The sequence below is a fragment of the Enterococcus sp. DJ147D b genome (assembly GCF_058216655.1).
On record NZ_CM177104.1, the window covers coordinates 71,701 to 87,748 of the forward strand.

General features: G+C 36.5%; 14 protein-coding genes. 12 read left to right on the forward strand and 2 right to left on the reverse strand.

The features are described from left to right. Positions 1-188 precede the first annotated feature (188 nt). The 4 genes from AC4BD1_RS00410 (at position 189) to truA (ending at position 3,499) form a co-directional block, all read left to right on the forward strand. Positions 189-1,028: an energy-coupling factor ABC transporter ATP-binding protein gene (locus tag AC4BD1_RS00410; RefSeq protein WP_206907749.1), complete on the forward strand. Its 840-nt coding sequence runs from the start codon at positions 189-191 to the stop codon at positions 1,026-1,028. Next, complete coding sequence (locus AC4BD1_RS00415; RefSeq protein WP_206907747.1) at positions 1,004-1,873, forward strand: energy-coupling factor ABC transporter ATP-binding protein; 870 nt, start codon at positions 1,004-1,006, stop codon at positions 1,871-1,873. The genes AC4BD1_RS00410 and AC4BD1_RS00415 overlap by 25 nt, the downstream gene beginning before the upstream one ends. After that, the gene (locus AC4BD1_RS00420; protein WP_206907745.1) at positions 1,863-2,660 is read left to right on the forward strand and encodes an energy-coupling factor transporter transmembrane component T family protein; all 798 of its coding nucleotides are present in this window, start codon (positions 1,863-1,865) and stop codon (positions 2,658-2,660) included. Before AC4BD1_RS00415 ends, AC4BD1_RS00420 begins: the two co-directional genes overlap by 11 nt. A gap of 92 nt (positions 2,661-2,752) precedes the next feature. Next, on the forward strand, positions 2,753-3,499 hold the full coding sequence (truA, locus tag AC4BD1_RS00425; protein WP_490466679.1) for a tRNA pseudouridine(38-40) synthase TruA: 747 nt from the start codon (positions 2,753-2,755) through the stop codon (positions 3,497-3,499). 87 nt (positions 3,500-3,586) lie between these two features. Here truA and AC4BD1_RS00430 read toward each other — a convergent pair whose 3' ends face one another. Continuing rightward, positions 3,587-6,211 carry a YfhO family protein gene (locus tag AC4BD1_RS00430; RefSeq protein WP_490485665.1) on the reverse strand — a complete coding sequence of 875 codons (2,625 nt, stop codon included), beginning with the start codon at positions 6,209-6,211 and terminating at the stop codon, positions 3,587-3,589. A gap of 497 nt (positions 6,212-6,708) precedes the next feature. Further along, a complete protein-coding gene (rpmB, locus tag AC4BD1_RS00435) occupies positions 6,709-6,897 on the reverse strand; it encodes a 50S ribosomal protein L28 (protein ID WP_067483507.1) in 189 nt (62 codons plus the stop codon). Positions 6,898-7,169: 272 nt separating this feature from the next. Between rpmB and AC4BD1_RS00440 the strand changes: the two genes are divergently transcribed. The 8 genes from AC4BD1_RS00440 (at position 7,170) to opp4B (ending at position 16,034) form a co-directional block, all read left to right on the forward strand. Further along, on the forward strand, positions 7,170-7,532 hold the full coding sequence (locus AC4BD1_RS00440; protein ID WP_067483505.1) for an Asp23/Gls24 family envelope stress response protein: 363 nt from the start codon (positions 7,170-7,172) through the stop codon (positions 7,530-7,532). A 51-nt stretch (positions 7,533-7,583) separates the two neighbouring features. After that, positions 7,584-9,263 carry a DAK2 domain-containing protein gene (locus tag AC4BD1_RS00445; protein ID WP_206907739.1) on the forward strand — a complete coding sequence of 560 codons (1,680 nt, stop codon included), beginning with the start codon at positions 7,584-7,586 and terminating at the stop codon, positions 9,261-9,263. A 116-nt stretch (positions 9,264-9,379) separates the two neighbouring features. After that, positions 9,380-11,413 carry an ATP-dependent DNA helicase RecG gene (gene recG, locus AC4BD1_RS00450; RefSeq protein WP_206907737.1) on the forward strand — a complete coding sequence of 678 codons (2,034 nt, stop codon included), beginning with the start codon at positions 9,380-9,382 and terminating at the stop codon, positions 11,411-11,413. A gap of 47 nt (positions 11,414-11,460) precedes the next feature. Next, entirely contained in the window at positions 11,461-12,462 is a 1,002-nt protein-coding gene (gene plsX, locus AC4BD1_RS00455; RefSeq protein ID WP_490485666.1) for a phosphate acyltransferase PlsX, read from the forward strand. A gap of 122 nt (positions 12,463-12,584) precedes the next feature. Continuing rightward, positions 12,585-12,827 carry an acyl carrier protein gene (gene acpP, locus AC4BD1_RS00460; RefSeq protein ID WP_067483497.1) on the forward strand — a complete coding sequence of 81 codons (243 nt, stop codon included), beginning with the start codon at positions 12,585-12,587 and terminating at the stop codon, positions 12,825-12,827. Positions 12,828-13,122: 295 nt separating this feature from the next. Continuing rightward, positions 13,123-14,127, forward strand: coding sequence for an ABC transporter ATP-binding protein (locus AC4BD1_RS00465; RefSeq protein WP_067483495.1), 1,005 nt, complete (start codon positions 13,123-13,125; stop codon positions 14,125-14,127). Further along, positions 14,128-15,072, forward strand: a complete 945-nt coding sequence (locus AC4BD1_RS00470) for an ABC transporter ATP-binding protein (protein ID WP_206898887.1) — start codon at positions 14,128-14,130, stop codon at positions 15,070-15,072. Beyond that, positions 15,072-16,034 carry an oligopeptide ABC transporter permease gene (opp4B, locus tag AC4BD1_RS00475; RefSeq protein ID WP_490485667.1) on the forward strand — a complete coding sequence of 321 codons (963 nt, stop codon included), beginning with the start codon at positions 15,072-15,074 and terminating at the stop codon, positions 16,032-16,034. Before AC4BD1_RS00470 ends, opp4B begins: the two co-directional genes overlap by 1 nt. Positions 16,035-16,048 lie beyond the last annotated feature (14 nt).

The following is a 16,048-nucleotide window of genomic DNA, read 5'->3' on the forward strand; positions in this document are numbered from 1 at the left end:
TACTCCCCAAGTTTTTAGCTTGGGGAGTATGCACTCATCATAAAGTGTTTTTTTGTACCTTCAATTAACTGTCTTGACATGTTTTATTGAAGGTACAAAAAAACATTTTATTCAAACAATAAATAATTGAAAATTTAGTTTTTTTTTGATAGTGTTAGAAAGAACTTTAGGATGAAGAAGGAGTAAGCATGGAGCCAATTATTGATTTGAAACATATAAATTACACATATCAGCCTGATGACCTTCGACCAGCATTAAAAGATGTCTCATTTACAATTAACAAAGGAGAATGGGTTGCAATTATTGGGCACAATGGTTCTGGAAAATCGACTCTTGCTAAAACGATTAATGGTTTGATTTTACCAGAATCTGGTACAGTAGCAGTAGAACAACAAACACTTAACGAAGAAAATATTTGGACGATTCGGCAAATGGTTGGAATGGTGTTTCAAAATCCAGATAATCAATTTGTTGGTTCAACTGTGGAAGATGATGTTGCTTTTGGCTTGGAAAATCAAGGTATTCCTCGCGAAGAAATGCTCGTACGTGTAAAAGATGCGTTAGAAAAAGTTCGTATGAGCGAATTTGCAACTCGAGAACCCGCTCGCTTATCTGGTGGACAAAAACAACGTGTAGCAATTGCTGGTGTAGTTGCTTTACGGCCAGATATTATTATTTTAGATGAAGCAACTAGCATGCTTGATCCTGAAGGTCGAGAAGAAGTTATTTCAACTATCAAAAAAATTAAAGAAGAAAGTCAATTAACTGTCATTTCTATTACACATGATATTGACGAAGCTGCAAATGCAAATCGTATTTTAGTCATGCGTGAAGGAGAACTAGTTGGCGAAGGGACACCGGAAGAAATATTTTCTGCTGGTCCAGATTTGATTCGTCTGGGATTAGACTTACCATTTCCAGAAAAGTTAAAAAGCGCGTTAAAAGAGCGTGGGATAGATGTTCCTGATGAATATATGACAGAAGAAAGGATGGTGAATTGGTTATGGACATCCATTTTGAGAAAGTAAACTTTACTTATCAACCAAATACACCATTTGAACAAAGAGCATTATTTGACATTGATCTGTTAATCAAAGAAGGAAGTTATACTGCTTTGGTCGGGCACACAGGAAGTGGAAAGTCGACATTATTACAACACTTGAATGCTTTGGTTAAACCAACGAGTGGTTTTGTACAAATTGGTGATCGAAAAATAACTCCGGAAACTGATAACAAGAATCTAAAACCAATTCGTAAAAAAGTGGGCATTGTGTTCCAGTTTCCAGAAGCGCAATTATTTGAAGAAACAGTTGCTAGAGATATCGCATTTGGACCAAAAAACTTTGGTGTAGGGGAAGAAGAAGCTTTAGAAATTGCTAAGGCAGCATTGATTCAAGTTGGCTTAGATGAAACATATTTGAATCGATCACCTTTTGAACTATCTGGTGGACAAATGCGTCGGGTTGCTATTGCAGGAGTTCTTGCAATGAAACCTGAAGTGTTAGTTTTAGATGAACCAACTGCAGGGTTGGATCCTCAAGGAAGAAAAGAAATGATGGAGATGTTTTGGCGGCTTCATAAAGAACAAAATATTACTATTGTATTGGTTACTCACTTAATGGATGATGTGGCTAACTATGCTGACTTTGTTTATGTTTTAGAAAAAGGGAAAATCGTTAAGAATGGTGAACCGAGAGAAGTCTTTCAAGATTTAAATTGGTTAAAAGAAAAACAATTAGGTGTGCCTACTGCAACGGAATTTGCTGAATTATTGAGTGAAAAAGGAATTAGAATGTCTGAAATACCTTTAACAGCTGAGGAATTAGCAGACGAAATTGTACGTTTGTCTGGGGGAATTGCTCATGATGAATAAATTGATTTTCGGACGGTACATGCCAGGGGATTCATTCATTCACAGATTAGACCCTCGAGCAAAGTTATTAGCTAGTTTTTATTTTATTGGGATTATTTTTTTAGCAAATAATTGGCAAACATATCTTCTTCTAGCGGTGTTTACTTTATTCGCTGTTTCATTATCAAAAGTGGACATGAAATTTTTCATTCGTGGCATTCGCCCATTGATTTGGTTAATTTTATTTACTGTAGCACTACAAGTTTTATTTACAAGTGGTGGCGAAGTTTATTGGCATTGGGGAATTTTTAATATCACCCAATATGGTGTATTGAATGGCATTTTCATTTTTTGTCGATTTGTTTTGATTATTTTTATGTCAACATTACTTACTTTGACAACCCCACCTTTAGAATTATCTGATGCAATTGAATATTTATTGCGTCCGCTAAAAGTTGTTCGTTTTCCCGTCCATGAAATCTCACTGATGTTGTCTATTGCATTACGTTTTGTGCCAACATTGATGGATGAGACAGAAAAAATTATGAATGCGCAACGTGCACGTGGTGTTGATTTTGGTGAAGGTAACTTAGTTCAAAAAATGAAGGCCATTATTCCTTTATTGATTCCTTTATTTGTAAGTAGCTTTAATCGAGCAGAAGATTTAGCAACTGCTATGGAGGCACGAGGTTATCGAGGCGGTGAAGGGCGTACGAAGTATCGGATGCTTCATTGGCACAATCAAGATACGATGGTTATGGGCGCTTTTGCTCTATTAACAGTCATTTTAGTGGTATTACGTGGTTGATAAAAATTAGTAAATTGATTATTATATGAAAAAAGAGAGGCGCCGTGACGATGTCACAGCCTCTTTTTTATGGAAAGATAAGGAGAGAAAAAATGGTACGTTACAAAGCAATCATTGCGTACGATGGTACAAATTTTCATGGTTTTCAAAAGCAACCAAATGGTCGAACTGTTCAAGATGAGTTGGAAAAAACATTAAAAAAAATGGCGAATGGACAAACTATTACTGTTTTTGGTTCTGGTCGAACAGATTCTGGTGTTCATGCAGTTGGACAAGTTATTCACTTTGATTATCCGCAAGAACGGCCTTTAGAACGTATGCGATTTGCTTTGGATACTCAATCGCCAGAAGATATTGCAGTTAAAGAAGTGGAACTTGTTGCGGAAGATTTTCATGCGCGCTATATGGTTCATGAAAAAACGTATCAATTTCGAGTAGATATCGGCAAGCCGAGAAGTCCGTTCCGTCGACATTACGCGAGTTATTACCCTTATCCATTAGATTTGAAGAAGATTGAACGAGCTTTGCCAGACTTGCTTGGTACGCATGACTTTACTTCGTTTTGTGCTGCAGGTAGTTCAATTGAAGATAAAACACGGACAATTTATGAAGCAACAATGCAAGTAAATGATGCAGGAGATGAATTGTTGTTTACATTTAGAGGAAACGGGTTTCTGTACAAAATGATTCGTATTTTGGTGGGTACTTTATTGAAAATCGGGAATGGTCGTATACCGGAAGATGCAATTCCAGAAATTATCGAAAAAAAAGATCGTAATTTAGCAGGTCCAACGGCACACCCAGAGGGTTTATACTTGTATGAGGTAAAATATAAATAAATAGTATGATACTTCGTTAAATAGCCATTAGAGGGCAAAAAAGCACACCAACTACTTTAGTTGGTGTGCTTTTTTCGTCTAAAACATTTAATTGAGGGAATCTGTGCCGTCTAAAATTCTTTTTCGACCTAAAAGATAAGAATACAGAGCAAAAAGTAAGATGCAAATGACGAATAGAATACTGCCAAGCTTAAATCCTTTTGGTAAGTAACTAAAAGTAATTGTGTGTTTGCCTTTTGGAACTTTGATCATTACAAAAGCATCTTGGAAGCTTTCAATAGGTACAGCTTTTCCGTCAACTTTTGCTTGCCAACCTTCATCATAAGGAATGGTTGTCACAAGCATGCTGTCTTGGTTTGAATTGACTGTGCCAGTTGCTTTGTGACCTGAAGTGGTCAGATCAACACCTTTATTTTTAATCTGATTCATAGCAGCTTGATAGGCAATAATATTTAGTCCAAGAACTTCTGGTTCCATGAAGCTCACTTCTTTTGTTCCATAAAAACTAGTTGTAAAAGTTACTGTAGTATCAGTAGGATAGTAGCCTAAATCATAATATTGACCAGAGATATTAATTTGAGTTTGTCTTGAAGTTCCATTTACTGTAATAGTTGCACTAGAGCTTTCCAACTGGGCATAATTTGTTGGGAATAAGCTTAAATAAGCCTGTGTATTTGCAGGAACTTGGACTTCCCAAGTCAATTCTTTTGCTTGATTGTCGGTTATTTCAGAATAAGTGACACCAGTTGTTGTATTAGTGATTTTCGTATTTGTTTGTTTTTTCAATGTAGGTTTGTAGAACGAGTAATACTCTTCTTGTAAACCGGAAAGTTCATTGATTAAGTTTGTCTGACTCGTTAAATTATCAGTTGCTGGTTGTTCGATATCATCGACTGTCAATGGAGCAGTGAAAGCAAGAGGTAGAGCATTGATATTTTCATATAGTGTGTAATCACCACTTTGTCCAACTTGATTGAAGCCGTATTTGCTGAAAGTATTTCCATTTTTGCTGATGTTATATTTAATACCAGTAAATCCATCCATTAGCAATGTATTATTTGCATAACGGATATTTAAATTGGTACCGCGAGAACGAAAGCCAAGTCGGTCAAGATAAGAAGAAGAGTTACGATTACGGATTGAAGAAAACATACTGATGCCACTATAACCATAGTTTAATGAATCATTGGCAGAAACAGGATCTAAATTTTCTAACCGATAAAATGTGTCAGATTCTTTCTTAGTTTTTTGGACTAACTCTTGAATATTTGGATAAGGATCTGTAAATAAACTGCGTGAAGCATAGTTCCAATCATCTAAAATGCCGTGAATCATGCTATTCGTATTGACTACTGCCTCAGAAGACATTAGAAGCAATAATAAAATACTTAAATGTTTCATAGGAATCTTTTTGAGTTGGAAAAATCCAACAGCAATCGCATAAAGAATCAAAAAGACGATTGTTAAAATAAAGGATGTTGACGTTACATATGTGTAGCTTTCAGCTGGTTTAAGCGCCCAAGAAATGGAGAAGATGGCAGCTAATATGAGTGTGATACCAACAAAAAGTCCGTGATCGTTCTGTTCTAACTTTTCCCAACCATAACCGGCAAGCAAAATGACCAGAAAAGAAAACAAGTAGGCATAGCGGAATAAGAACATATTAGGTGCGTGCATCCCGTGCCAGAATAAATTTAAGGGGACAAGATAGAAACTTGCAATTAAAATTATGAACAAACTTCCAAACAAAAGTTTATTTTTTAATTTGATTTTTCGACTAACAAAGTAAAAAATACAAAGAACTAGTGGAAACAATCCCGCGTAGACAAATGGAATCGATCCGTATTTCGTTGTGTCATAGACACCGATCATGTTTTTCATCGCTAAATCCAAGAAGGAAGTTGCTTCCGTTTTTAAGGTAGTTATTTGGCTCAGTTCCTCACCATTAGATCGTAAATCAAGTATAGCGGGTAAGATGATAATCATTGATGCACCACCAGCTAATAACGAAGTAATCCCGTAAGGTAGAATAGTTTTTTTGTATTTGGACCAATTGGTAAAAAGTCTCGCTAAGAAATAAAGAAAAGAGAAAACGCCAATCATGAAGCCCATATAAAAGCTAGATAAAAATAATAATAAGTAGCTAACAAATAAAACAAGAGGCTTTTTCAAATCCATCACGCGATGAATACCTAAAATGACTAGCGGTAGATAAACGAAAGCATCTAACCACATAATGATTTCTGAGTGTGCTGTGATAAAAGAAATCAACGCATAACTGATACTAAGTGCCACTTGGCCCCAGTGTGGGATTTTAAATGTTCTTCCTAAAAACCAAAAAGCTAAACCCGCACTAGCTACTTTGATCAAGGTTAAAAAGTAAAGTGCATCAGGCATGTACTGATTTGGAAAAAGGAAGACTAAGGGTGTAAAAATTCCTCCAAGATAGTAGGAGATTAGGGATAAATAGTTTAATCCCAATGAAGCATTCCATGTATAGAAAATACTTTGTTTTCCTAAAAGCATATTTCGGAAGCTGGCATGGAAATTCGAAAATTGTGAGAATGCATCACTTGCTAAAATACTTCTGCTACTACCAGGATAAATTCCGATGCTTAAATAAATAAGTGCCAGAATAATTAGTGGAATGAAAAAGCTAGCAACCATATATGGCCAATTTTCTTTGAAGAATAGTTTGTAATTTTTTTTCATTTTATTTTTCACCAAATTTCTATTAAGTTGTTTTAAGTTTATCATACTCAGGTTTTTCTCCACCAAAAAAGAGCACAATTTTCATGAAAAAATAAAAAAATGAAATAAATAACACTGGTAAGTTTAAAAAACCTAGGAATTTATGATCTGATAAAAAATAAACCAATCGAATTTTTGTTAATTTTACAAGGTTTAACCTATTGACAGCATTTGAATATAAGCGTATATTTTAGATGTAAAAAAAACATATATTACTCATTTGCGTTTAGAAGCAAGTGGCACATAAAAAAGAACTTAGAACAGCTATCTCAATGGATAATTGCTCTAAGTTCTTTTTCTTTCCTAGATGTTTTTAGTTGATATCATAGTATGTAAGAACGGTTTAAGAAGTTGTGCTCCAAGCACAACTTCTTTTTTTGAAGAATCAATAACGATCCTGAAAATAAATCCAAGAAAAAAACCGTTCATACGATGAACGGTTCGCAGTCCTGATTCAATTAAACGCGTTCAACTTTTCCTGATTTCAAAGCACGAGTTGACACCCAAACTTTTTTAGGTTTTCCGTCGATCATAACGCGAACTTTTTGTAAGTTAGGTTTAACAGTACGTTTTGTTGAGTTCATAGCGTGTGAACGGTTGTTTCCACTTGAAGTCTTGCGACCTGTAAAGTAACAAACTTTAGCCATGTAAATTTCCTCCTTTGCCTTGATATTGGAGCAATAGAATAATTAAGCTCATACCAAACTAACTTATCATATAAGGAGGTAATTTGCAAGCACATTTATCGAGTTATAATTGACATTTCTGCATAATAATTGTAAATTATACAGGGTTGCTAATAAACATTTTGAGGGTTTTAAGGTACTTTGAAAGTAACTGCCTTTTATTTCACGTTATGCTATGATAAAATATTATAGAAGAAAAATGGGCTATTTTTGCCCGTTAAGGAGGCTTATTCATGGCTGTAAAAATTCAAACTTCAGCTGGAACCATTGAAATTACCAATGATGTGATTGCAACAGTTGTTGGTGGCGCTGCAACGGACGTTTTTGGTGTTGTTGGCATGGCCAGCAAGAATCAAATTAAAGATAATATTACTGAGATTTTGCGCAAAGAAAACTATTCTCGTGGAGTAGTTGTTCGTCAAGAAGAAAATGGTATTGCAGTTGATGTATATACAATTATTAGTTATGGAACAAAAATTTCTGAAGTTTCACGTAATGTTCAGGAAAAAGTAAAATACAACTTAGAGGCATTATTAGGTGTAACAGCCAATTCAGTTAATGTCTTTGTACAAGGTGTTCGTGTACTGCCAGACTAGGCAGGAGACTTGCTAGTAACTCAGCAGTCGATCTGAAGGAGGATTATCCAGGTGAGTGTAACAGAAATCAGTGCAAGCCAGTTCCAAGAAATGGTTCAGGCCGGTGCGAATCGTCTGCAGGCAAATGCAGAGTATGTCAATTCATTAAATGTCTTTCCAGTACCAGATGGGGATACTGGAACAAATATGAACTTATCAATGACTAGTGGCGCAAAAGCCGTAGTCGACTCAACTTCTGAAAAAGTTGGCGAATTAGCCGCTGTGCTTTCTAAAGGACTTCTTATGGGAGCTCGAGGAAACTCAGGAGTTATTTTGTCTCAACTATTTCGCGGATTTTCAAAACAAATTCCAGAAGTAGAAACATTGAATGCAACAAACTTAGCAGCAGCTTTCACACATGGGGTTGAAACTGCGTATAAAGCAGTGATGAAACCAGTTGAAGGAACGATTTTAACTGTTGCTAGAGAAGCAGCCAAAGCAGGTGAAAAGAAAGCGAAGTCTACGGATGACGTAGTCGAAGTAATGACTGCTGTTGTTAAAGGTGGAAAACGCGCATTAGCGAAAACACCTGATTTATTACCTGTACTAAAAGAAGTTGGGGTAGTAGATAGTGGCGGTCAAGGGTTATTGTTTGTATACGAAGGTTTCTTGAGTGCATTAAATGGTGAATTCCAAGTTGATGACGTCTATGAACCATCTCCTGCAGAAATGGATGAGATGGTAAATGCAGAGCATCACCGTAGTGTACAAGGACAATTAGCAACGGAAGATATCCATTTTGGCTATTGTACAGAAATCATGGTTAAAATTGGCGAAGGTCCGACTGTTGACAGTCAATTTGATTACGAAGGCTTCCGTAATTACTTAGATGGACTTGGTGATTCATTATTAGTCGTAAATGATGATGAGATTATCAAAGTACATGTTCATACAGAACATCCCGGTGAAGTAATGAATTATGGTCAAAAATTTGGTTCATTGATTAAAGTAAAAGTTGACAACATGCGCTTACAACATGAAACGATTTTAGAACATGATGAAGATGTCCAAGAATTTACAGAAGAAAAAGCACGTGTTCCTTATGGCGTGGTAGCTATCGCGGCAGGACAAGGAATCCAAGAACTTTTTGAAAGTCTAGGTGCTAACTATGTGATTAGCGGTGGACAAACAATGAATCCAAGTACAGAAGATATTTTGAAAGCAATTAAGGATGTTAATGCTGACCAAGTAATTGTTTTACCAAATAACAAAAATATTTTCATGGCTGCAGATCAAGCAGCTGAAGTTGCTGAAGTTCCTGTTGCAGTTGTTCCGTCTCGAACGATTTCTCAAGGCTTGACAGCGATGTTATCATTCAACGATCAAGCTTCATTAGAGGAAAACAAAGCAACGATGACTGATGTATTAAGCAGTGTCATAAGTGGTCAAGTAACCCACGCAATCAGAAATACTTCAATTGATGGAGTAGAGATTGTTGAAGGCGACTTTTTGGGAATGATCGATGGGAAAATCGTTATTTCAAATCCTGATATTTTGGCTACTTCTTTAGCTACTTTAAAACAAATGATTAATGAAGATACTGAAATTGTGACAATCCTTGCTGGTGAAGGCGGTACAGTCGCACAAGCAGAGGAGTTGGCAGCAACGCTAACGGAAAAATATCCTGATTTAGAAATCGAGATTCACCAAGGAGATCAACCAGTCTATCCTTATCTGTTTTCTGCTGAATAGGAGAACTTGTCACTAAACTATCATTTTATGGTGCAGAAAGTATGAAGGACCTCGGTTTTCGATTCACTTTGATCGAAAACCAAAGTCCTTTTTTTGTTAAGAAAGGAGTGAAGTTGATGCGAACGTTAATGGATCCAGTTACTGTGCTAGCTGGTGTAGGAGAAAAAAGAGCAGAAAGTCTGGCTAGTTTGGGCATACATACAATTGAAGATTTGCTAACGTATTATCCTTTTCGTTATGAAGATATACAAGAAAGAAATTTAATCGAGATCCAAGATCAAGAAAAAGTAACGTTAAAAGGATTGGTTGTTTCACCGCCGGTATTGAGTCGTTTTGGATACAAAAAAAGTCGGCTACAGTTTCGGATGATGCAAGACCACGCTGTTTTTAACGTTTCGTTCTTTAATCAGCCTTATCTTAAAGATAAAATTATTTTGTCTGAAGAAATTGCGGTTTACGGTAAATGGGATTCCAAAAGAAAGGCACTGAGCGGGATGAAAGTCCTTGGCTCAAAGACGTTAGATGATTTTTCACCAATCTACCATGTCAATAAGTCAATCAGACAAACAACGTTGGTTGATTTGATCAAAAAAGGTTTTGACGAGTACGGTGATTTAGTTGAGGAAAATCTTCCTTATACATTAGTGGACAAATATCGTTTGCTTGATCGTCAAACGGCAGTTAGAAGTATGCACTTTCCCAAGAATCATGAAGAAAATCATCAAGCCAAACGACGTGTTGTTTTTGAAGAGTTTTTCTTGTTCCAAATGCAGTTACAAGGACTTAAACATGCTGAAAAATCCGAAAAAAATGGAATTGAAGTTTTGTATGACGTTCAAAAGCTCAAAGAATTCACTCAAAGTTTGCCATTTGAATTAACGGAGGCTCAAAAACGAGTAACAAATGAAATTTGCCGTGATTTACGTAGTCCTCAACATATGCAACGTCTCCTGCAAGGGGATGTTGGTAGTGGGAAAACGGTGGTAGCAGCAATTGCTTTGTATGCAACCGTTACAGCAGGATTCCAAGGTGCATTGATGGTGCCCACTGAAATTTTAGCTCAGCAACATATGGAAAGCTTTGTACAATTATTTTCAGATAAACTTTCTGTTGCATTGCTAACGGGTTCGACAAAAGCGAAAGAAAGACGTGAGCTATTAGAACGTTTGGAAAATGGCGAAATAGATGTAGTGATTGGGACTCATGCATTGATTCAAGAAGGCGTGGAATTTAAAAATCTTGGGCTAGTCATAACAGATGAACAGCATCGTTTTGGTGTCAACCAACGCAAGGTTTTACGAGAAAAAGGATGGCAGCCAGATGTTTTATTTATGACAGCGACGCCGATTCCAAGAACACTTGCTATTACTGCCTATGGTGAAATGGATGTATCCATTATTGATGAACTTCCAGCAGGACGGATTCCGATTGAAACTAGATGGATTCGCACACCGCAATTAGATAGTGTCTTAGAGTGGACAAGAAAAGAGTTACGTAAAGGACATCAGATGTATGTGATTTGTCCATTGATTGAAGAATCAGAAGCACTCGATGTTAAAAATGCTGTAGAAATTTATGAAAAACTCAGTAATTTATTCGCATCAGAGTACGAAGTGGGTTTACTGCATGGAAAAATGAAGAACCAAGAAAAAGAAAATATCATGGAAGACTTTAAAGAAAATCAAACACAAATTTTGGTTTCTACCACAGTAATCGAAGTTGGAGTGAATGTTCCAAACGCAACGGTTATGCTGATTATGGATGCAGATCGGTTTGGTTTAGCGCAGTTGCATCAGTTGCGTGGTCGGGTTGGTCGTGGAAGTGACGCTTCATTTTGTATTTTGGTTGCTAATCCAAAAAACGAAATGGGTGTAGAACGGATGAAAATCATGACGGAAACGAATAATGGTTTTGTTTTAAGTGAAAAAGATTTAGAATTACGAGGGCCAGGAGAAGTTTTTGGTTTCCGACAATCTGGGTTACCGCAATTTGCGATTGCAGACTTAGTAGCAGACGGAAATATTTTAGAAGTAGCTCGTGAGGAAGCGACAACCATTTGGCAGAAAGTTAATTGGCAAGTCTTGCCGGAATACCGAGTGTTAGTCCAAAGCTTACAATTAGAAAGTCAAGACAATCGTTATTTTGATTAGCAGATGTGCTATACTTTGAAATGATGAACGAAAGAGGAGTGAAGACAATGAGAATTGCGGTAGATGCAATGGGCGGCGATCATGCACCACAAGCAATTGTGGAAGGTGTTGCTTTAGCTCGACAAGATTTTCCAGAGATTGAATTTTTATTGTATGGGAAAGAGTCAGAAATCAAAAAGTATTTAACAAATGAAAAAAATATTACGATTATTCATACAGATGAAAAAATTAGTAGTGATGACGAACCAGTGAAAGCAATCCGTCGTAAAAAAACAGCCTCAATGGTTCTTGCTGCACAAGCTGTTAAAAATGGGGAAGCAGATGCAATTTTTTCAGCAGGAAATACAGGTGCGTTACTTGCTGCCGGTTTATTTATCGTTGGCCGAATTAAAAATATTGAACGTCCTGGTTTGATGTCAACCTTACCAGTCATTGGAAAAGAAAATGCTGGTTTTGACATGTTAGATTTAGGTGCGAATGCTGAAAATAAACCAGAGCACTTACTTCAATATGGAATTTTAGGTTCGTTCTACGCACGAAAAGTTCGTGGAATTGGGCGTCCTCGTGTAGCCTTGTTGAATAATGGAACAGAAGCGACAAAAGGTAGCGAATTAACGAAACGTGCATACGAGTTATTACAAAATGAAACAAGCTTGAACTTCATTGGAAATGTAGAAGCACGCGAATTGTTGAATGGTGTGGCTGATGTGGTTGTGACAGACGGCTTTACTGGAAATGCTGTTTTGAAATCAATTGAAGGAACAGCGCTAAATATGATGGATTTATTGAAATCTGCAATTTTGAATGAAGGAATCAAAGGGAAGATGGGCGCTTTATTATTAAAAGATGGATTACGTTCATTAAAATCTGAGATGGATTATTCTAAACATGGCGGTGCGGTTTTATTTGGATTAAAAGCTCCTGTGATCAAAACACATGGCGCAACTGGTCCTGATGCCGTTCGTTATACGATTCGTCAAATCCATACAATGTTAGAAACAAATGTTGTGGGACAGTTAGTTGAGCAATTTGAAAGCTCTGCAGATTAATTATCATTTAATGTAAACGATGTGAAATATGAGATAATGAAAAAAAGGTAGACATTTTCAAGAAATGTCAGTAAAATTAGCCTTGGTTAAGGCAGTTGTCTCGATTGTTGGAGGTGAAAACATTGACTCGTGAAGAAATATTTAATAAAGTAGCAAAAATTATTTCAAACCATTTTGAAATGGATACAGATAAAGTTACAGATGACTTGAATATCAAGGATGATTTGAAAGCTGACTCAATTAGTATCATGGAATTTGTTTTGGAGCTTGAAGACGAATTTGGAACAGAAATTTCGGATGAAGACGCAGAACAAATTGAAACTGTGGGCGGCGCAGTAAATTATATCTCAGAACATCTAAAATAATTTAAACCCACGTATAACCAAAAGACCTAAAAATCTTCGTTGATTTTTAGGTCTTTTTCTTTAAAAGCACCTTTTTTAATCTAATGCAAATGGTAGCGGTTGTAGTAGATTCAGTTTTCAGACAATTCAGGCAACAATTTCAATTGTGCTTGCAAAGTAAAACGGTTTTCTATATAATTATTAAGAAAATATTATACTTCGTTAAGAATAGGATTGGTTTAAATGATTTTATTCTGTGTGAGTATTATTTTATTAACGAAAAACTTCCATCTAGGGAGCAGAGAGGGGTATTCGATTGTCGGATAATCAATTATTAGATGTTCAGAACCTACACACAGGCTTCCGTATCAAAGATGAATTTTACGATGCAGTAGACGACGTTTCTTTTACTTTAGATAAAAACGAAATCTTAGCAATCGTTGGAGAATCTGGTTGCGGAAAAAGTACATTAGCTACCACTATTATGGGGCTACTGGATCCTAACAATACCAAGATTACAGGAGAAATTTTATATAATGATTTAAATCTAATTGATTTAAATGAAACACTTTATAACAAGATTCGTGGAAATGATATTGGAATGATTTTTCAAGATCCATTGTCAGCATTGAATCCTTTAATGAGAATTGAAGACCAAATTAAAGAGGGTCTTTCTTATCACACAAAAATGAATGCAGAAGAACGCCAAGCAAGAGCACTAGAATTATTAGATCAAGTAGGGATTCCTAATCCGACTCGAGTGGGACGTCAATATCCGCACGAATTATCTGGTGGGATGCGCCAACGTGTCATTATTGCGATTGCAATTGCATGTAAACCGCCAATTGTCATCGCTGATGAACCAACAACAGCGTTAGATGTGACAATTCAAGCACAGATTCTTGATTTATTAAAAGACTTACAGGAAGAGACAAAAACAGGAATTATTTTGATTACTCATGACTTAGGTGTCGTGGCTGAGATGGCAGATCGCGTAGCCGTTATGTATGGTGGACAATTCGTTGAGGTTGCTGAAGTTGAAGAATTGTTTGAAAATCCAAAACATCCATATACACGTTCATTATTGAACTCCATTCCTCAAGAAGGTCAACATGAAGAAGAGTTACATGTAATTGAAGGTGTTGTTCCTTCACTGAAAAATATGCCACGCAGGGGTTGTCGTTTCGCTCCACGAATTCCATGGATTCCAGAAAGTGATCATGAGAAAGACCCAATTCTTCATGAAGTAGCACCGAACCATCTTGTTCGTTGTTCATGCTATAAACATTTTCATTTTAGAGACGAAAAAGGAGAGGTGTAGATGACAGAATTAATCACAATTAATGATTTAAAAGTTCACTATCCGATTCGCAGCGGTTTTTTCAATCGAGTAAATGATTATGTTTATGCTGTAGATGGCGTCGACTTCGTTATTGAAAAAGGAAAGACGTATGGTTTAGTTGGAGAATCTGGTTCAGGAAAATCAACGACGGGTAAGGCGATTGTTGGGCTAGAAAAAGTGACGGATGGTCAAATCATTTATCAAGGAACAGATGTAACAAAGCGTAGTAATCGTAAGAAAATCGAGTACAACAAAGATGTTCAAATGATTTTCCAAGATTCAATGTCTAGTTTAAATCCTAAAAAGCGAGTATTAGATATCATTGCGGAACCAATTCGCAATTTCGAGCGGTTAAGTGACCAAGAAGAGAAGAAAAAAGTAAAAAGTTTACTTGATATTGTTGGGATGCCAGAGGATGCACTGTACAAATATCCACATGAGTTTTCTGGTGGTCAGCGTCAACGTTTAGGTGTTGCTCGTGCTGTAGCAACAAATCCAAAATTGATTGTAGCAGATGAACCAGTTTCAGCGCTTGATTTATCTGTACAGGCGCAAGTTTTGAACTTTATGAAACGAATCCAACAGGAATTTGGACTTAGTTATCTATTTATTTCCCATGACTTAGGTGTTGTTAAACACATGTGTGACAATATCGCTATCATGTATAAAGGTCGTTTCGTTGAAATCGGAACAAGGGAAGATATTTACAATGACCCACGTCACATCTATACAAAACGTTTACTGTCTGCAATTCCTCGAATCGATGTTGAGAATCGCGAATTGCATAAAGAGAATCGCCGAAGAGTTGAACAAGAATACATCAATAGTCAAAAGGATTATTACGATTCAACTGGTCGGGTGTACGATTTACGTACGTTATCAACTACTCATAAAGTAGCGTTAAAAGATGGAGGTGCTAGCTAATGTGGAAAACAATCCTACGTCGTGTGTTATTGATGATTCCTCAAGTTATTATTCTTAGTGTTTTAATTTTCATGTTGGCAAAAGCCATGCCTGGTGACCCATTTACTGGATTGATCAATCCAAACCAAGATCCAGCTGTAATTGAGCAAATGCGACAAGCTGCTGGGCTAAATGATCCGTGGTATGAACAATATTTCCGTTGGATTGGAAATGCGTTACATGGAGATTTTGGACAAAGTTTCTTATACAAACGTTCAGTTGCTGACTTGATTGGTGAACGGATCGTCAATACGTTGTACTTATCTATTTTGACAGTTATTCTAACGTATTTGATTGCTGTACCGTTAGGAATGTTAGCAGGGCGTTACCAAAATTCGTTTTTGGACAAAGCTGTAGTTATCTATAACTTCTTCAGTTTTGCTGTACCATTGTTCATTTTCGGTTTAATCATGTTATTCATTTTTGGTTACCGTTTAGGTTGGTTCCCAACAAGTGGTTCACAGACTTTAGGTTTAAGTGGTGGATTTTTTGCTCAATTTGCCGATCGAATGAAATATATTTTATTACCGTCAATCACGCAAGCATTCTTGGCTACGGCGGTTACGATTCAATATCTTCGAAGTGAAGTAATTGATTCAAAATCATTAGACTTTGTAAGAACAGCACGTTCAAAAGGTGTACCAACTAAGAAAGTTTTTAGTCGTCATATCTTTAGAAATGCTGCTTTACCAATGGCTTCACAGATGGGGTACGAAATTACTTCATTGATTGCCGGTTCAGTGGTTATCGAGAAGATTTTTGGTTATCCGGGTGTTGGTAAATTATTTATCGATGCGATTGGTCAACGTGATTATGCTGTTATTACTTCTTTAGTATTGATTTTAGGGATTGCAACATTAGTGGGAACCTTGCTTTCAGATATTATCATGAGTATTGTTGATCCACGTATTAGAATCCAATAAAAATCAATCAAAAA